We start from the raw sequence: 19,803 nt of genomic DNA, 5'->3' as shown, positions 1-19,803 counted from the left end.
TTTTTCCCCTCAACACTTGCAATTTTACCTGTTTTAGGGAATGAAACAGCCCTGCCTTGGAAAGGGGGGAAATAAGACAATCTAGTTCCCTCCCCTTTCCAAGGGGAGGGTTAGGGTGGGGTAATCCGAACACTAGCAGCGCCACTACGCAGAATAATCTTCACAAAAAGCTTTCAATCCAATGTGAATAATAATCACCGTGACTGCAACAACTAAAGGAGATAACACATCCCCCGAAAAACCCATCGTTACCAACACTGCACCCAAGCGTTCCACAGCATCCTTATTATCCAAATCACCCCATTTCTTCCACTGCTGATTCAGCATTCCCCCTTCTTGGCATAAATCACTCTTGGCGGCTCGTCCAAATTTCTGCAAAAAACTCTGAGAATTTTCTTGTGTAAGATTTGTAATTTCTGTCGTTTGTTTTACCAGCAATTTTTCATCTGAAATTTTATTCTCTCCTTGTTTTTGCTCTGAATCTGGGGCATAGCGCAGTTCTGTTAACTGGCGGTCAATTTCGGCAGAGAGGGCAGTAATTTCTTCGGGGGTAAAGATGCTGTTCATTACTGATCTTCAAGATAATTCTGTTAAGAATAATCATAGAGTAGTATATGTCATGCACGGCAAAACTGCTGTAGTTGGCGACACATCCAAAAGTTATGACGAGTTGCGAGGGGTCAGATCCCCGACTTCTCTAAGAAGTCGGGGATCTGGCAACCCAGTAAAATTAATGAAACAGTCCAATGCCTTGCCCCTATCATCTGTCGCATTCTTTTTTCAAATTGGTATTAGCCCCAGGCTTACAGCCTGTAGGCGGTCTTTTAGAGGTTATTTGAAACGTGGTTTGCTGTGATTTTAGGTACTTGCTGATCCCCCCTAGCCCCCCTTAAAAAAGGGGGAACCGGAATCAAAGTCCCCCTTTTGAAGTGGGATTTAGGGGGATCTATAATTTTTTGCTACGCACAAGAGGACTTTTAAAACATCCTCTTAGCTAAACGAGAGAATGCTTGGAACAAAATTGCTGTTTATCATGCACTTTTAGCAAAATTAAGCTTTGCTTTATAAAGCACTTATTTATTTCTTATGTTGATTTATCTTGAAAAAACACTAAAAAAATTTGGGGTTTTATGATGTTATGCTGAAAAAAATACGGTTGCGACTTCATCCAATCTTTGTACTAATTATAACGTAATTTATTTAACTTATTTATTACGGTTATTATTGCAATTATTATTTAATCGATATCTAGCAATTAAGCAAGCAAATATGAGGTTGCTAATCATGGCGAAAAAAGATACTGATGCTTTTAGCTTAATTAAATCTTTTTGTCAGTAGCACTCAATTTTCTTTCTTAAATTACTTGAAATAAACAATTTAGTTTATTTAAGTTGTGCTAGTCTTTGTATTAATTCAAGTGTTTCAAAACGGCAGGTAAATTAGTTGATTTCTGGTGAGTAGAAAAGAAAAAACTAAACCAAGCCGCATTGTTATCACCTTAAGAATGTTCGGAGATTATTTAAATAACTGCATTAATTCGGAGTAAATGTGAGGTTTTTTCTGTAACGAACTTGTCAACTTCTATCGGGCAAATTGCATAAAATACATTATCCTGGAAGCTGAAACTGGCTATGACATTTATCAAGATACAGAACGTTGTCATTAACACCAGCTATGTGGCTGCAATAAACTTAGATAGTCAAACTAGTTTGGGAGAAAAAAGCGTTTCTGTCTTAATAGCTACTCCTAAGTTTCCATTACTCCAGTGGGATACAGTTGCCCAAAATCTCTATCACTACGAATGGATGGAATTCACTGGTCAAGCTGCTAAAGCGCTCCACGATTATTTTACCAATTTCAACAACGTTATTGACCTGCTGCCGCAATATCAAGAGTCGGGCGTTGTCTAGTATTTTTTCCAAATCACTACTCGTTATGCTCCTAAATTGGCTGATAACGCCAAAAGCGCCAATTAATCAAAGCTTAATTAGGGCAGTATGTGTCGTGCGGTGTTATTCCAAAAAAAGCATTTAGCTTTTGCAGATAGGGTAGCTACCTGCTTATTAAAACAGATAGCTTTCATTATTGCTAGGCACAGAAATTACTGTTGCTGCGCAATTCACAGTCCCCCAGATTAGTCTATGTCCTATGTCTGCTTATTCCATTGATACTGCCTTAGCGGATTTGGAAATCCAGATCAACAGTTGTGAAAAGGCTTTGATTAAGTTTATAGAGGAGAAAAAAGTGAAGTCAGACAAACCAATTTCCCTTAACAAGATTAACAGACAATTACAACAAAATCCTATAGCCATTGTTGGGATGGCGTCTCTATTTCCGAAAGCGCGAAATTTACGGGAATATTGGCGCAATATTGTTAATAAAATTGACTGTATTACTGATGTTCCTGATACACATTGGAGCGTTAAAGATTACTACGATCCAAACCCCAGAACACCTGAGGATAAAACCTATTGTAAAAGAGGTGGATTTATTCCTGAGGTTGATTTTAACCCAATGGAATTCGGCATTCCCCCCAGCATTTTAGAAGTCACAGATGTATCGCAACTATTAAGTTTAGTAGTTGCGAAAGAAGCAATGGAAGATGCTGGCTATGGTGAAGCGCGTGAGTTTAGCCGCGAAACTGTTGGGGTAATCTTAGGCGTGGCGATGGCCAAGCAGTTAGGAATGCCACTGTCTGCTAGGTTAGAATATCCTATTTGGGAAAAAGCGCTGAAAAGCAGTGGTTTATCTGATGAAGATACTCAAAAAATTGTTGAGAAAATTAAAAGCGCTTATGTCAAATGGGATGAGAATGCATTCCCTGGGATGTTAGCCAACGTAGTTGCAGGTAGAATTGCCAACCGCCTGAATTTTGGCGGGATGAATTGTGTAGTTGATGCAGCTTGTGCTAGTTCCTTCGGCGCTTTGAAAATGGCGATTAGCGAACTAGTTGAGTATCGCAGCGACATGATGCTGACTGGTGGCGTTGATACCGACAACACCATTATGGCTTACATCTCCTTCAGCAAAACCCCGGCTGTTTCTCCTAGTGAGAATGTCAAACCTTTCGATGCTAAGTCCGATGGGATGATGCTGGGTGAAGGTATTGGGATGATTGTCCTCAAGCGTCTGGAAGATGCAGAACGGGATAACGATAAAATCTATGCAGTCATCAAAGGCATCGGTACTTCTAGCGATGGACGCTACAAGAGCATTTATGCTCCCCGCAAAGAAGGTCAAGTAAAAGCCTTAGAACGTGCTTACGAAGATGCAGGCTTTTCTCCCGCTACTGTGGGTTTGATGGAAGCGCACGGCACAGGTACAATGGCTGGCGACCCCACAGAATTCGGGTCTTTAAGAGATTTCTTTAACGAACATGATTCCCAGAAACAGCACATTGCTCTTGGTAGTGTGAAATCGCAAATTGGGCATACAAAAGCGGCTGCGGGTGCAGCAAGTTTAATTAAAACTGCTTTGGCACTACATCACAAGGTATTGCCACCCACAATTAACATTACCGAGCCAAACCCCAAACTCAACATTAAAAATTCCTCATTCTATTTAAATACAGAAACCAGACCTTGGATTCGGGCGGAAGGTGAAGCGCCGAGACGTGCGGGTGTGAGTTCCTTTGGCTTTGGTGGCACAAATTATCACGTGGTTTTGGAAGAATACGGCGCTGAACAAAATCAGCCTTACCGTTTGCACAATGCGCCTGCGGAAATTCTGCTGTTTGCTGGTACTTCTGCTCAACTTGTGACCAAGTGTGAAGAAACTTTGGCTAAGTTGCAGTCAAAAGATGGCGAAAGACATTATGCAGAATTGATTCAAGAGTGTACATCTGGTGAAATTCCCCAAGCTGCGGCACGAGTTGGATTTGTTGCTGAGAATCTGCAAGAAGCTTGCAAGTTAATGCAAATTAGTCTGGACTGGTTAAAACATAAAGGTTCAGCAATCTCTTGGGAGCATCCCCAAGGAATTTACTTCCGTTCCGCTGGGATGAATTTAGGCGGTAAAGTAGTCGCGCTATTTTCTGGACAAGGTTCTCAGTACTTAGAGATGGGTCGGGAAGTGGTGATGAACTTCCCCGAAATGCGCCGTCTTTACAGCAAGATGGATAGCCTGTTGCTCAAAGATAATTTGCGGCCGTTATCGGAAATAGTATTTCCTGCTCCGACCTTTGAGGAAGCAGAAAAGAATGCTCAAGTCGCGGCTTTACAACGCACAGAATATGCTCAACCCGCAATTGGGGTATTGAGTGCTGGGTTGTATTCCATACTGCAACAAGCTGGTTTTAAATCAGATTTTGTGGCGGGACACAGCTTTGGCGAACTGACAGCTTTATGGGCTGCGGGTGTTTTGAGCGAGCAAGATTACCTATTTTTGGTCAAGGCTAGGGGTCAAGCAATGGCGGCTCCCGAAGACCCAGATCATGATGCGGGAAGTATGCTGGCTGTCAAAGAAGATATCGCCAAGGTAGAAGCTGTCATCAGACATTATCCCCAAGTTGCGATCGCTAATATCAATTCTCCTACCCAAGTTGTCTTAGCAGGCCCCACCGCCGAAATTGCTAAAGTTCGCCAAGCATTGCATGACAAAGGCTATGCGGCTGTTCTACTACCTGTATCCGCAGCTTTCCACACACCTTTAATTGCTTTTGCACAGAAATCCTTTGCGATCGCAACTAAGTCTGTCAGCTTCCAAGCTCCGCAAATCCCAGTTTTCAGTAACGTCACTGGTCAAAAGTATCCCCAAGAATCCCAATCAATTCAAAAAATCCTGGAAACTCACCTCTCAAACTCGGTGCTGTTTAAGCAGGAGATTGAAAGTATCTACGCGGCTGGTGGTTACTGCTTTGTAGAATTTGGGCCGCGGCGGATTCTGACTAACTTAGTCAAAGATATTTTAGGCGATCGCCCGCATCTTACGATTTCCTTAAACCCCAGCACTCAAAAGAATAGCGATCGCTCTTTGCGAGAAGCGGCTGTTCAGTTGCGTGTGGTTGGCTTGTCTTTGAAAAATCTCGATCCTTATCAACTACAACCTGTGCTACCTGCACCGGAAAATGAGAAGAAGAAGGCGTTATCTGTGAAGTTAAACGGCATTAATTATGTGTCGGAAAAAACCAAAAACGCCTTCCCTCAAGCTTTGCAAAATGGACATCAAGTTAAGTTAGCTGCACCCGCACCTGAAGTTACCGTTACCCCCGCAGTATCTGCACCTGAAGTTACCATCACCCCCGCAATCTCTGCACCTTCACCTGCACCTGTGAACATAGAACCTGTAACTCCTACACCCATCCAAAGTAACGGACATAAAAAAACATCCCCTGCTCCTACTCCAATAGTGAACAGCGTTGCTTATTCTCCTGAACCAAAGCCTCAAATGAATCCTGCGACCCTTTTAGAAATACCAGCCCAGGAATCAAAGATGCAAACACCAGAAAAACCTGTAAATTATCAACGAGTTCTAGAAAGTTTAGAATATCTCCTGTCACAATTTCAGAACAATCAAAGCGAAAATTTACAAGTTCACGAGCATTATCTCAGTCATCAGATGGAATATGCCAAGACATTTTTCCAACTGATGCAACAACAAAACGCCTTGCTGGCTGAGGCTAAATCTTCAACAGAAACCGCCAAGCTCAAGCAAGTTGTGATGGAAAGCTTAGAGCGTAGCATGATGCAGTTTCATTCCCAACAAGGTGAAACTCTACGCATCCATGAGCAGTATCTCCAAGAGCAAATCGAATATACGAAAAACTTTTTCCAACTAATTCAGCAAGAATATTCTCACCTAGTTTCAGGTGAAGAACTCACCCTACCCCAGGTAACATTACCTTTCGTTAGCGAACCTGTTACCGAAGCACCTGTTCCGCCTACCGTCAAAATTGTTGAAACTTTCACTGCACCTGTAGTTGAGCCTGTTGTCAAAAATGGCTCAACTCCCAAAATAGTTGAACCTCAACCTGAGCCTGTAGCAGAAATTCCTGCTCCCCAGCCTGTAATTGAGATTCCTATTGCTGTAGCGCCCGTTCAGCAGCAGCCCGTAGCTCAAGTTGTCGCCTTCAACCCCGAACCTGTACCTGTCGCTGTATCTACTACCGTTGATTTATCTCAGTTGAGTACTAACCTGTTAGCCATCACGAGCGAAAAGACAGGCTACCCGGTTGAGATGTTAGAGATGGACATGGACATGGAGGCTGATTTAGGAATTGACTCCATCAAACGAGTAGAAATCTTAGGCGGATTGCAAGAATTATACCCCGACCTACCCAAGCCAAACTTGGAAGAATTAGCAGAAAAACGTACTATTGGTCAAGTAGTTGAGTATCTGCAAACCAACGCCACTGGAAATGTCTCTGTAGTGGTGCAAAGTTCTTCGGTACAAGTAACCACGGAAATTCCTCAAGGAGTCACCACAGTAACAACTGTAATTACTGCTCCTGAGCCAGCCGCCCCAGTCACCGCAGTAACAACTGTAATTACTGCTCCTGAACCAGTCGCCCCAGTCAGCGAAGTAGTCTCCTTCGTCCCCGAAGTAGAAACCACAACTACCACTGATTACGCAGACATCGGTCAAACTCTACTCAACATTACCAGTGAAAAAACAGGCTACCCAGTAGAGATGCTGGAACTGGAAATGGACATGGAAGCCGACTTAGGAATTGACTCCATCAAACGAGTAGAAATCCTGGGTGCGATGCAAGAAATGTACCCCGACTTACCCAAGCCAGACATCGAAGAACTTGGCGACTTGCGCACCATCGGTCAAATAGTTGATTATCTCCAGAAGCTGGCTGGAGGTGAAAAAAAAAAGCATGAGTTTGAGTTTGACGACGAGCCGATAATAGATGTAGAGCATAACGTTCAACGTCTACCCGCCAAACTCAAATACCTTCCCCAACCAGATTACTTAGATTTCAACTTACCAGAGGGACACATCGCGTTAGTTACCGATGATGGTTCCCTCACCACCTCGGTGGTAGTGCAATCCTTAATCGACAAAGGTTGGAAGGTCGTAGTTTTAAGCTTTCCTCAATCGATTGTTCCCCAACAAGCACTCTTACCCCCAAGCGTTACCCGCATCACCCTAGTAGATTTAAGCGAACAACTACTACAAGATAAATTATCTGCGATCGCCACCACCCTTGGCAGCATTGGGGCTTTCATCCATATTCACCCGGTATTTCAGGTCAGTCACACAAAGACACTTCCTTATATTGAACAGGAAAAGGCGATCGTTAAACACGTCTTCTTCATGGCCAAACACCTGAAAAAATCCCTCAACGAAGCGGCGCGTTACGGACGCAGTTGTTTTATCACAGTAGCTCGATTAGATGGAGCCTTCGGGTTTGAGCGTAACACCAACTTTGGAGTCATCGGAGCCGGTTTAGCTGGCTTAACCAAAACAATGAGATGGGAATGGCCCAAAGTATATTCCAGAGCGATCGACATTAGCCCTTCTCTCGATGCTCAACAATCAGCACAACACATCATTGCTGAGTTGCACGACTCTAATCTTTATCTTAGTGAAGTTGGCTACGGCGCTCAGGGAAGAGTTACCCTAATCACTTCATCTGATAAGTAAGGAAATAAGGGAGATAAGGAATAATAACACCTCATCTCCCTCTCTCTTAAACTCTCTTTTCTCTGCGTCCTCTGCGGTTCGTTTTAAAAATCTTTTTTCTCACGCAAAGGCGCAAAGGCGCAAAGAAAGAAGAACGCAATTCTAATTATCGGCGTTTATCGGCGGTTAAAAATCCAAAATTGAAAGATGACAACACAAACACCTATTCGTCCCTCATCAGTTTTTCTTGTTAGCGGTGGAGCCAAAGGTATCACCGCAGAATGCACAATTGAACTAGCTAAAAAACAACCTTGTAAATTCATCCTCCTGGGACGTTCCGAACTATTAGCAACCGAGCCAGATTACGCTCAAAATTGTTTTGAAGAAGCCGCATTAAAAAAACGCATCATGGAAAATCTTCTCGCTCAAGGTGAGAAGCCAACACCCATGAATGTACAAAAAATATATAACAAAATTCACTCCAGCCGCGAAATCAAAAAAACCCTAGCCGCCATTCAACAAACAGGTGCTACAGCCGAATATCTCAGCGTTGATGTCACCGATACCCAAGCATTAAAAGCACAACTTGCGGCTGCTGTTAACCGCATGGGGCCAATTACAGGCATCATACATGGTGCAGGTAATTTAGCTGATAAGTTAATTGAAAAGAAGACAGAACAGGATTTTGAAAAGGTTTACACCGCCAAAGTTCAAGGATTAGAAAACCTTTTAGATTGCGTTCCCGCAGAGCAACTTCAGCATTTAGTGTTGTTCTCCTCCATCACAGGATTTTACGGCAATATCGGTCAGTCCGATTATGCGATCGCTAACGAAATTCTCAACAAATCAGCCCACTTGATGAAACAGTACTACCCCAACTGTCACGTCGTGGCGATTAATTGGGGCGGCTGGGATAGTGGTATGGTAACACCAGAACTTAAAAAAGCATTTGCAGAACGGGGAATTGATATTATTCCTGTGGAAGTAGGAACAAAAATGTTAGTCAAAGAACTACATCCCAAGCATCACGACACTACTCAATTGGTGATTGGTAGTCCCCTAATTCCACCACCTGCACCTTTAGATCCTGAATTAAAAACTCATCAAATCCGTCGCCGGATCGTAGTAGAAGCCAATCCATTTTTAATGGATCATGTAATTGCAGGTTATCCAGTAGTTCCAGCTACCTGTGCGATGTCATGGATGATTAATGGTTGTGAAGAAGCTTATCCAGGTTATAGATATTTCAGCTGCAAAGATTTTAAAGTTTTAAAGGGAATTACCTTTAATGAATCTGTAGCCAGCGAACATATTCTGCAACTCAAAGAAATTGCTAAATCTGAGGGAGAGTTTATTGAATTTCAAACAACTATCTTCAGTAAAACTCCTGCTGGCAAAACACATTATCATTTCACCTCTACTATCAAACTGGTGCGAAAATTACCTGCTGCACCTATGTATGATGGCATAAATCTTACAGAAGATGGCATCATTACCGCTACTGGTAAAGATTTTTATCAAAATGGGCCATCTACATTATTTCATGGGCCATGTTTTCAGAAAATTCAAAGGGTTTTAAATATTAGCCCCGAAAAAATTACTACCGAATGCTTTTGGGAGCAAATCACCGAACAACAACAAGGACAGTTCCCGATTCATTGGCACAATCCTTATGCAACTGATTTGAGTACACAACCTTTATGGATTTGGTTAAGCCATTTTCATGAAGAAGTTTGTTTACCTGGACAGTTAACAACATCCGAACAGTATAGAGCAATACCAGTCGATGAAACCTTTTATGTTTCTACTGATATTAAGGAGAAAAAAGGAACTGGTTTAACTGCCGATTTTATTCTTCACGATCGCGAAGGGAAATTATACGCACAAATCTTAGGTGCTAAGGCTGTTGTTGTGCCGATGAGTTTGCTTCAACCTAAGTAATTCGTTTTGTTGTATTTATAGCATTTCTTTGATGCATTATAATCAATTTGAAATGCTATTGAACAACAAGATACCCGACTTCTTTAAGAAATCGGGTATCTGAAGCCAACTAAAAGCGTAAGTCCTGTCATGTTCGGGGAATCTAATTGATGCGGTTTTATTTTTAATTAACCGCTAAGAGTGCCAAGGGGAGAAGAGTGAGGAATAGAGATAATATCCCCTTTTATTTAATACCCCAACGAGGATATCAGCCGTGGAAAAAATAGCCATTATCGGATTATCATGCCTCTTTCCTGATGCCAATAATCCTGAACAGTTTTGGCAAAATATTACAGATGAGAAAGATGCAACTTCAGCTACTACTATTGCAGATTTGGGTGTAGATCCCACAATATTTTACGAGCCAATTAAGGGACAACCGGAAAAAATATATTTTCTCCAAGGTGGATTTATTCGTAATTTTGAATTTGATGCCAGCGAATACAATTTGCCTGTGGAGTTGGTTGACACTTTAGATAATTCTTTTAAATGGTCGCTGTATGCGGCTAAACAAGCGATTCAGCACAGTGGTTACTGGGGAAACCAAAAAGTTCTCTCCAAATGTGGGGTAATTCTAGGGACTTTATCCTTACCCACGAAGATGTCTAATCAATTGTTTGCGCCAATTTATCAGCAAACGATTGAACCTGCGATCGCAGAACTTTTGCAAGATGAAAATTTCCGGTTGGCTGCGTTACCAACAACAACCAAGGCTTCCCCATATAATGCGATGATAACCGGCTTTCCAGCCGCACTCGTCTCCCAAGCATTTTCTTTATCCAGTAATCATTTCTGTATAGATGCTGCTTGTTCATCATCATTTTATGCGATTAAGATGGCATCTCATTATCTGCAAACACGCAAAGCTGATGTGATGTTAGCGGGTGCAATTAGTTGTGTAGATCCGCTGTTTTTACGAATGTTATTTTCTGGGATTCAAGGTTATCCCGAAAATGGTATCAGTCGTCCTTTAGATAAGTCTTCTCGCGGATTAATTACCTCCGATGGCATTGGGATGGTAATGCTGAAGCGCTACAGCGATGCTGTTAGAGATGGCGATAAAATTCTTGCCACAATTGCTGGTAATGGAATCTCTAATGATGGCAAAGGTAAGCATTTATTGAGTCCTAATTCCAAAGGACAAATTCTCGCTTTTGAACGAGCATATAAGGAAGCGCAACTTAGCCCCAAAGACATTGATTATATGGAGTGCCATGCTACAGGGACATTATTAGGAGATACCACAGAATTTAGCTCTATAGAGACTTTCTTTGGTGAACACCAAGCATCGCCTTTGGTGGGTTCTACTAAAGCTAATGTGGGTCACTTATTAGTAGCGGCTGGTATGGTTGGCTTGGCTAAGGCGATTTATAGCATGAATGCTGGTGTGATTCCAGCAACTATTAACGTGAGTGAACCGATTGGTTCTGAAAATAGTGTCATTTCTGACAAAAATATTGTGAGAACTGCGACGACATGGCCAGATAATTCGCCAGTTAAACGTGCAGCTTTAAGTGCTTTTGGTTTTGGCGGAACTAATTCACATCTGATTCTGGAAAAGAAGGATGAAGTGTAGAAAGGCAGAGGGCAGAAGGAAGGAAAGAAAAGAGTTTCTTTGCATAAATGTAAGGTTTATTTTCTCTATCCATCAAGTAGGGGAATTTAAACTTTCAAGCAGAAAATAGAGGATTTACTGTGAAAGAAATTATCCCATCACTCAGCCACACCAAAATCAGCAATCTTTCCTTCTGCCATCTGCCCTCTGCCTTACCAAATAACAAACTTTAGTTAGCGTAATTAAACAATGTTTGAACAAGAAATACAATCATCCAAAATTGCCATTGTCGGCATGGATGCCTTTTTTGGTGAATGTAAAGATTTAGATGCTTTTGAACGTAGTATTTATGACGGCAAACAGCATTTTATTCCCCTACCATCTCAAAGATGGTATGGCATAGATGGGAAAGAAGATTTACTCAAAGAGTACGGTTTACCGGATGGTAAAGCCCCTGTAGGCGCATACATTCAAGATTTTGCCCTCGATACTTTAGCTTACAAAATTCCCCCAAATGAAGTAGAACAACTCAATCCGCAACAACTGTTACTGTTAACAGTGGCAGATGGTGCATTGAAAGATGCAGGGATTCAAGAAGGGGGAAATGTCGCTGTAATTATTGCAGCTGAAACAGAATTGTCTGTTCACCAGCTACAGCAAAGATGGAATTTATCGTGGCAAATTAAAGATGGTTTAAATGCTGCGGAAATTGCTTTGCCTGCGGATAAAATTGCTCAGTTGGAAACTATTGTTAAAGATAGTGTTCACCATCAAGTAGATATTGGTGAATACCTCAGCTATATCGCCAACATTATGGCGAGTCGCATTTCTTCGCTGTGGAATTTCACTGGCCCATCATTTACGATGACGGCGGTGGAAACCTCTGCTTTCAAAGCTTTAGAAGTGGCACAAATGCTACTCATGACTGGAGAAGTAGATGCTGTGGTGGTTGGTGCTGTCGATTTGGCTGGCGGGATAGAAAATGTCTTGCTGCGTAGCCAATGGGGAACAGTGAATACTGGTGCTAATACCTTAAGCTATGACCAAAATGCTAATGGCTGGACAGTTGGCGAAGGTGCAGGTGCAGTTGTTCTCAAGCGTTATGATACTGCTAAGGCTGCGGGCGATCGCATTTACGCTGTGGTTGATGCTATCAGTATTGGTCAAGCTGCTTCTACTTCTGTAGATGCAGATACGATTAACCAAGTCTGTCAGCAAGCTTTCCAAATGGCGGGAATTCAGCCAACAGCAGTTAACTATGTAGAAGTTGTTGCTAGTGGTTTTCCCCAGGAAGATGAGGCAGAAATTGCGGGGATGCTTCAGGCTTATCGCTCTGTAGGCGATGGTTTACATTGTGCCATTGGCAGCGTTAAGGCTAATATTGGACACACTTATGTAGCATCGGGAATTGCCAGTCTCATCAAAACAGCTTTGTGTCTCTATCACAACTATATTCCGGCTACCCCCAACTGGTCTGGTGTGAAAACACCGCAAGTATGGCAAGGTAGTCCTTTCTTTGTGGCGACAGAATCAAGACCTTGGTTCCTCCATAAAGATAGTACCCACAGAATCGCCGCCATTAATGGTATGGGTTGTGATGGTACTTGCGCCCATGTCATCTTGTCCGATGAACCAGACCAAATCAATCACAGCAGTAGATATTTACAGCAACGGCCGTTTTATCTGTTCCCTTTAGCGGCTGATGACCGTTCGGCTTTACTAAATCTGTTGGATAACCTCCAACAAGAAATTGAGAATTCTGAGTCTCTATCTGATGCTGCTAGTAAGAACTTCGTCAAATTTCAGCAGCATTCTACAGCCAAATACACCCTAGCCATTACCGGACGCAACAAAAAGGAATTACTCAAAGAAATCGCCTCAGCCCAAAAAGGGGTAAATACTGCCTTTGAAAAGGGTAGTGATTGGCAAACACCTATAGGTAGTTATTTTACCGCTAAACCATTGGGTAAAGAAGGTGAGGTTGCTTATGTGTATCCAGCTGCTGTCAATTCCTATGTGGGTATTGGTCGGACTCTCTTCCGTCTGTTCCCCAACCTGCAAAATGAACCCTTCGTTAAGAGTCTGTATAAACGAGTCTCGGATGTAGAGAAACTGGTTTTTCCCAGAAGCTTACATAAGTTATCTACCAGAGAACTAGAAACCCTGGAGAAGAAATTGCTAGATGATTCCCTAGCAATGTTTGAAGCGGAAATGTTTTTTACTAGGTTAATCACCACAGTAATCCGCGATCGCTTTCAAGTCAAACCCAAATATGTGTTTGGCTATAGCCTGGGTGAAACTAGCATGATGGTTGCCCAAGGAGTTTGGAGTGATTTTTTTGCTGGAAGTAACAGCTTTAACTCCTCAGCTTTATTTGGCGATAGGTTATCTGGCCCAAAAAATGCTGTGCGCGAGTACTGGAACTTACCACCAGCATCCGAAGCTTCTGACAATAACTTCTGGGCTAACTATGTACTCATGGCGACTCCAGACAAAGTGAAAGAATGTCTAAAAAATGAGAGTCGTGTTTATTTAACGCAGATTAATACACCAGAAGAAGTATTAATCGCTGGTGAACCAGCAGCTTGTCAGCGCGTCATTAAAGCCTTGGGCTGTAACTCCTTCCCTGCCCCCTTCGACCATGTAATCCATTGTGAAGCCATGCGATCGGAGTACACAGAGTTAGTAAAACTCAACACCTTACCAACTCAGGAGATTCCCGGTATTACTTTTTCTTCTGCGGCTGGGTATAAACCTATCACAGTTAACAGTGAAGTAGTAGCCCACAGTATCGCCACCGGACTCAGCCAACAACTTGATTTTCCTCGCTTAGTTAATCGCGTTTACGCCGATGGAGTCAAAATTTTTATCGAAGCCGGTGCTGGCGGTGTCTGTTCTCGCTGGGTAAGCAAAATTCTCGAAGGACAAGAACATATTACCGTTTCCCTGAATCGCAGAGGTATGGATGACCATACTTCTATAGTTAAAGCACTAGCTAAATTACTCAGCCATAAAGTTGAGTTAGACATCTCATCTCTTTACAACCTCACCCAAGAAACGGGAAATCACAGTAAACTCACCCAACGAAACATTACATTAGGCGGTAACTCAATTACTGCCACAATTTTGAGTGAAGAAAATCGCCAAATTTTCCAAAATTTAGCTAGCAAACCACAAGCAAACTCCGCCACAGTTGATTATTCCAGAGCAAATCCAGTTATCAATTCACTGAATACTCCAGTGGTAATTGCTACCAATAATAAACCAAGCAATGATATTTTACTGCCAACAAATCAGCCAGAAGAAATCGCAGAGAAAAATATCATGGAACACGGTTTAGTCTCAACGGAACAATTACAATCCTTTGAGATAACTACGACTTCCCAACAAGCAACTCAGCCTAGTTTCCCTACACAAAATATAATTCGCAAACCTGTCCAAACTATCCGTATGCCCGATTTAAATAAGACTCAATATCAAAAGCTCAATGCTAACAATGCCAACTTGACCAAATCCCATACTGCTTTCTTAAAATCCCGACAAGATTTTAGCAAGCAAATGAGTGAAATCATTCAATTGCAATTAGCTTGCGCTCAAAACTTACTCAATGAAGAATCATAAAAAAGGCAGAGGGCAGATGGCAGAAGGCAAAAATTGAAATAAAAACTTCAGTCTTATGCTATCTAAAATAATACCAATTTTTAAACTCTATCATCTCTCTTCCCTCTGTGTCCTCTGCGTCCTCTGCGGTTCGTTAAAAACATCATCCTCGCAACACAGCTAAAATTTAACGAACTTTCTAAAACACAGTAACACTCACGATAGATAAATCAAAATTGGTATTACCTCTTTTTTCATCCTACCCTTCGGGAACGCCAAGGGCGAACACCCTTAATCCTTTATAAACCATTGCTTATAAATCGAGGGATAACTAGCGTGACCACTGTAGATACGCCACTAAGTAAACACGAAAACGGACTAGGATTTACCTGCTATTCCTATGGACAAAATCTCATCTGGAAAGGTTCCCTAGATTGCATATCTTTTGATCAACAAGGCATAGTAGATAAATTTCTCACCTTAGATCAACCCTGTTATATTGTTAACGTGTCAGGGAAAATTGGCGTTACCAATGTAGGGTATTTATGCCCAGTTGATAGCACTGTAACTGCACCAGTAGAACTTTTAGCATCCATCCCACCAATTAAAATTCAACAATTAGGCGATCCCAGTTTTCTCTCCTTTTACGGAGTGAAATATGCCTATGCAACTGGTGCAATGGCTGGGGGCATTGCTTCCGAAGAAATGGTTATTGCACTCGGAAAAGAGAAAATTTTAAGTTCCTTTGGTGCAGGCGGTTTAAGCCCAGATCGCTTAGAAGCTGCTATCAATAAAATCCAACAAGCCTTACCACAAGGCCCCTATGCTTTTAATTTAATCCACAGCCCCAATGAACCAACGATCGAACGTCGGGCTGTGGATTTATTCCTCAAATATGGCGTGAAAGTAGTCGAAGCATCTGCATTTCTTGACTTAACCCCCAACATTGTTTATTACCGAGTTGCAGGATTAAGTTTGAATGCAGCTAATCAAATTGAAATCAAAAATAAAGTCATTGCCAAAATTTCTCGTAGAGAAGTAGCCAGCAAATTCCTCCAACCACCACCACCCAGAATCCTTAAAGAACTTGTTGAACAAGGATTAATTACTCAGTTACAAGCAACCCTTGCAGCCCAAGTTCCAATGGCTGATGATATTACTGTCGAAGCTGATTCTGGTGGTCACACAGATAATCGTCCCCTGGTTTGTTTGTTACCTTCCATTATGGCTTTGAGAGATGAAATTCAAGAACAATATCATTACTCACAACCAATTAGAGTAGGAGTAGCCGGCGGAATTGCTACACCACAATCAGCTTTAGCTGCTTTTATGATGGGTGCAGCTTATGTAGTTACAGGTTCAATTAATCAATCTTGTGTTGAATCTGGTGCTTGCGAACATACCAAAAAATTACTTGCACAAGCTGAAATGGCTGACGTAATGATGGCTCCAGCCGCAGATATGTTTGAAATGGGAGTCAAATTACAAGTTCTCAAACGGGGCACAATGTTCCCGATGCGAGCGCAAAAATTGTATGAGTTGTACCGGAATTATGACTCAATTGAAGAAATTCCGCTTGCTGAAAGAGAGAAATTAGAAAAACAAGTTTTTCGCAAAACTATTGCCGAAGTTTGGGAAGGAACTGCTGCTTATTTATCCCAGAAAAATCCGGAAAAACTTGGCAAGGCGGTAAATAATCCTAAATTAAAGATGGCTGTGATTTTTCGGTGGTATTTAGGATTATCTTCCCGTTGGTCGAATTCTGGTGAAAAAGGTAGAGAAGTTGATTATCAAATTTGGTGCGGCCCAGCGATGGGTAGTTTCAACGACTGGGTGCGCGGTACTTATTTAGCTGAACCCCAAAACCGCAAAGTTGTTGATGTTGCTAATCACCTGATGACTGGTGCAGCATTTTTATATCGCATACAAAGTTTGAAATTTCAAGGTTTGCAAATTCCCGATTATTACAGTCAATATCGCCCAGCTAGTTCTACATTGGAGATGTAAAAATGAATTCAAAACATTCTTATAGTGCAGCAGATATACAAGCATGGCTGGTGTCGAATTTGGCTGAATTGATAGGGGTAGAAACTGACGAAATAGATATCCACGAACATTTGGAAAACTACGGTTTGGATTCAGCCCAAGCAATGATTCTCGTCAGCAAATTGGAAAAAATGCTGGGATTCCAACCCTCACCTTTGCTGTTGTGGCATTACCCAAATATTGCTGCACTTTCCCAGCGTTTAGCTGAAGATTTACCAGAAGAGTCAGCAATTCAAGATACAACTACTGCCTCTGTTAATACTCCTATCCCGACTTTAGATTTAAGCGCCGAGGTAGTTCTTGACCCCACCATTCGCCCTGACGCTTTACCTCCAGTCTCGATAACTGAACCGAAGCATATCTTTTTAACTGGTGGTACAGGCTATTTAGGAGCATTTATCATTCGGGAATTGTTACAGCACACCAATGCAGATATCTACTGCTTAGTGCGGGCTGCTAATCCTCAAGAAGGTAAGAGCAAATTAGAAAAGAATCTCCAAGCATATGCACTTTGGGATGATTCATATAAGCCGAGAATTGTCCCAGTTGTTGGCGATCTAGCTCTACCATTGTTGGGTATGGGCGCGGAACAGTTTCAAATTTTAGCTGCCAATATTGACACCATTTATCATAGTGGTGCTTTGCTGAATTATGTTTTTCCCTATTCAGCATTGAAAGCAGCCAATGTGTTAGGCACTCAAGAAGTATTGCGATTAGCTAGCCAAATCAAACTCAAGCCTGTACATTACGTTTCTAGTGTGGCGGTGTTTGAATCACCTGCTTATGCTGGCAAGGTAGTGAAAGAGCAAGATGACTTTAATCATTGGGAAGGTATTTTCCTCGGTTACTCCCAAACTAAATGGGTAGCTGAGAAGTTAGTTAAACTTGCGCGCGATCGCGGTTTACCTGTAACTATCCACAGACCACCTTTAATTTCTGGAGATAGCCAGACAGGTATTTGTAATACCCACGACTTTATCAATTTGATGGTTAAAGGCTGTCTACAAATGGGATATTTCCCAGATGTGGAATATATGATGGATATGTCTCCTGTAGATTATGTCAGCAAAGCCATTGTTTATCTATCAATGCAGCCATCATCTATAGGTAAAGCATTCAACCTGCAACATCCCCAACCTGAACCTTTAAGCACGTTAATTAAATGGGTGCAATCATTCGGTTATCCCGTTAAGGCGATTCCTTATGAACAATGGCAATCAGAGTTGATCAATAATGTCTCTTCTGTAGATAATCCTTTATACACACTGCGACCATTTTTGTTAGAACGTTGGTCTGATGAGCAGTTAACAATTCCAGATTTGTATTTGCAAGCGAGAAGACCACACATTAGCTGTCAGGAGACTCTACAAGCACTCGCTGGTAGTTCTATCGTTTGTCCGCCCATCAGTTCAGAAATGTTTATGACCTATACTGCGTATTTGATTCAGACTGGTTTTCTGAATGTTGCGTAGTTGTTAATAGGCGACACCCTCAAGGGTGCGGCTATACGGACGAAGCCTACTTTCGTAGGCTGTAATAATCTTAAGCCCGCCTGTGCGGGCTTTGTTTATTTAGCCCCAGGCTTCTAGTCTGCGGCCAGTTTTGGGGTGATTCCAATTAAATAATTACAACATATAAATTGTCGTCAAGGGCGGAGAGATTTCGCCCCTACAATTATTTTGTAAAAATGGTATTATTCTGGCAACTTTTTTATCATTTCGTGTAGTTCTTCTTTTGCTTGCTTGGAAAACTGAACGCTTGTAATAGTCGCTAAAATTCCACTTCCAGCAGTTAGGCTTGCTTCTGACACTTTATCGAAGTAGAGAAGGCCAACACCAAATAAAGTCATTAAGGCAGATGCAGCGGTTACACCAAGTGCAAGGTTGTAGCTGTGACGCACTTGCCGCAACAATTCGCGGATTATTTCTTCTTTAATATCGCTATAGGTATCATTAGTTTGTGGTTTTTTGAAAAGCTGGAACTGCATCGCTAACCTCCGAAATGCTGTGTTGTTCTGTTTTGATATTGGTATCCTACCTGAGCAAAAAAATATATGACGAGGGCAGATAGGTTTAGGTTGTCTAAATTTTTGCCCTGTGATTTAGGGCAGATAGATAAGGTAAAAAAATCTATCTGCCCTAGACTGCAAACTTAAAAATTCGTTATTGTTTGGATATCAGTATGCTTTGTTAAATTTTGACGATGCGTGAATCTAATAAAGTTCAATCCAGTGAAGAAGGAAAAGCCAAACTCAAACAAGCTTACAAAGATGCCAAGTTTACTCAAGAAGAACTAGCACAGCAAGCAAATGTATCGGTAGATACAGTTAAACGCTTACTTGGGACTAAAGATTGCCCTAATGGAGTTGAACGTTGGGCAGTAACAAATATTGCGAAAGTTTTAAATCTTAAACCTACCGATATAGTTGACCCTAAAAGCTGGTATGAGCAACAGCAATTACCACCAGAATTTGAACGATTAATTCTAGAAAAAACTCAGTCATTTTGTGGACGTGAGTTTGTATTTAATACAATAGAAAATTTCTTCAATAGAAATTCTAGCGGCTACTTTACAGTAGTAGGTGATGCTGGGATGGGTAAAAGTGCGATCGCAGCACAATATATTATTGATCATCCTGAAGCGATTTGCTTTTTTAATATTCGTGCTGAGGGTATGAATCGCCCAGAATTATTCTTAAAAAAAATTCGCCAACAATTGATGAATCGTTACCAGTTAAATGATGCAGCAGATGCTGATTTATCAACGTTGTTGATCAAAGCTAGGGAGAAAATATCTGCTGGCGATCGCTTGGTAATGGTTGTTGATGCACTGGATGAAGTTGACCAGGAATCAACCGGAAACCTTTTATATTTACCTACTATTCTTCCAGACAGTGTTTATTTTATCCTGACCAGAAGACCTTATAACCAGAATGAAAAAAGATTAAGTATTTCGCCCAATGTGCCCACTGAGGAATTGGATTTAAGAGAAAAATATAGCAATCCTAAATGGTTTATGAGAAAACACCATATTCATGAAGTTTAGGGAAGTCA

General features: G+C 41.6%; 10 protein-coding genes and 1 pseudogene. 9 read left to right on the top strand and 2 right to left on the bottom strand.

What is annotated here, in order from left to right; all coding sequences use genetic code 11:
- Positions 1-144 precede the first annotated feature (144 nt).
- Positions 145-567 carry a hypothetical protein gene (locus BV372_RS30620; RefSeq protein ID WP_086690649.1) on the bottom strand — a complete coding sequence of 141 codons (423 nt, stop codon included), beginning with the start codon at positions 565-567 and terminating at the stop codon, positions 145-147.
- A 1,064-nt stretch (positions 568-1,631) separates the two neighbouring features.
- On the opposite strand from BV372_RS30620, the gene BV372_RS30615 reads away from it, so the two are divergent.
- The 8 genes and pseudogenes from BV372_RS30615 (at position 1,632) to BV372_RS30585 (ending at position 18,222) form a co-directional block, all read left to right on the top strand.
- On the top strand, positions 1,632-1,910 hold the full coding sequence (locus tag BV372_RS30615; RefSeq protein WP_086690647.1) for a hypothetical protein: 279 nt from the start codon (positions 1,632-1,634) through the stop codon (positions 1,908-1,910).
- Between the two features lie 238 nt (positions 1,911-2,148).
- Positions 2,149-6,276, top strand: a pseudogene (locus BV372_RS30610) (beta-ketoacyl synthase N-terminal-like domain-containing protein); the annotation flags it as partial.
- A gap of 90 nt (positions 6,277-6,366) precedes the next feature.
- The gene (locus tag BV372_RS38500) at positions 6,367-7,590 is read left to right on the top strand and encodes a phosphopantetheine-binding protein (protein WP_373270819.1); all 1,224 of its coding nucleotides are present in this window, start codon (positions 6,367-6,369) and stop codon (positions 7,588-7,590) included.
- 186 nt (positions 7,591-7,776) lie between these two features.
- Positions 7,777-9,510 carry an SDR family NAD(P)-dependent oxidoreductase gene (locus BV372_RS30605; protein ID WP_086690643.1) on the top strand — a complete coding sequence of 578 codons (1,734 nt, stop codon included), beginning with the start codon at positions 7,777-7,779 and terminating at the stop codon, positions 9,508-9,510.
- A 253-nt stretch (positions 9,511-9,763) separates the two neighbouring features.
- Positions 9,764-11,125 (top strand): polyketide synthase, encoded by a 1,362-nt coding sequence (locus BV372_RS30600; RefSeq protein WP_086690641.1) that lies wholly within the window; start codon positions 9,764-9,766, stop codon positions 11,123-11,125.
- A gap of 228 nt (positions 11,126-11,353) precedes the next feature.
- Positions 11,354-14,725, top strand: a complete 3,372-nt coding sequence (locus tag BV372_RS30595) for a type I polyketide synthase (RefSeq protein WP_086690639.1) — start codon at positions 11,354-11,356, stop codon at positions 14,723-14,725.
- Positions 14,726-15,040: 315 nt separating this feature from the next.
- On the top strand, positions 15,041-16,711 hold the full coding sequence (locus BV372_RS30590; RefSeq protein ID WP_086690637.1) for a PfaD family polyunsaturated fatty acid/polyketide biosynthesis protein: 1,671 nt from the start codon (positions 15,041-15,043) through the stop codon (positions 16,709-16,711).
- Positions 16,712-16,713: 2 nt separating this feature from the next.
- Complete coding sequence (locus BV372_RS30585; RefSeq protein WP_086690635.1) at positions 16,714-18,222, top strand: thioester reductase domain-containing protein; 1,509 nt, start codon at positions 16,714-16,716, stop codon at positions 18,220-18,222.
- 221 nt (positions 18,223-18,443) lie between these two features.
- On the opposite strand, the gene BV372_RS30580 is transcribed toward BV372_RS30585, so the two are convergent.
- On the bottom strand, positions 18,444-18,737 hold the full coding sequence (locus tag BV372_RS30580; protein WP_086690633.1) for a hypothetical protein: 294 nt from the start codon (positions 18,735-18,737) through the stop codon (positions 18,444-18,446).
- A 215-nt stretch (positions 18,738-18,952) separates the two neighbouring features.
- On the opposite strand from BV372_RS30580, the gene BV372_RS30575 reads away from it, so the two are divergent.
- Positions 18,953-19,795 (top strand): AAA family ATPase, encoded by an 843-nt coding sequence (locus BV372_RS30575; RefSeq protein ID WP_143845394.1) that lies wholly within the window; start codon positions 18,953-18,955, stop codon positions 19,793-19,795.
- Positions 19,796-19,803: the final 8 nt, after the last annotated feature.

This window comes from Nostoc sp. T09, from assembly GCF_002154695.1.
Taxonomy (GTDB): Bacteria; Cyanobacteriota; Cyanobacteriia; order Cyanobacteriales; family Nostocaceae; genus Aulosira.
This window is presented reverse-complemented; position numbering and strand designations above follow the sequence as displayed.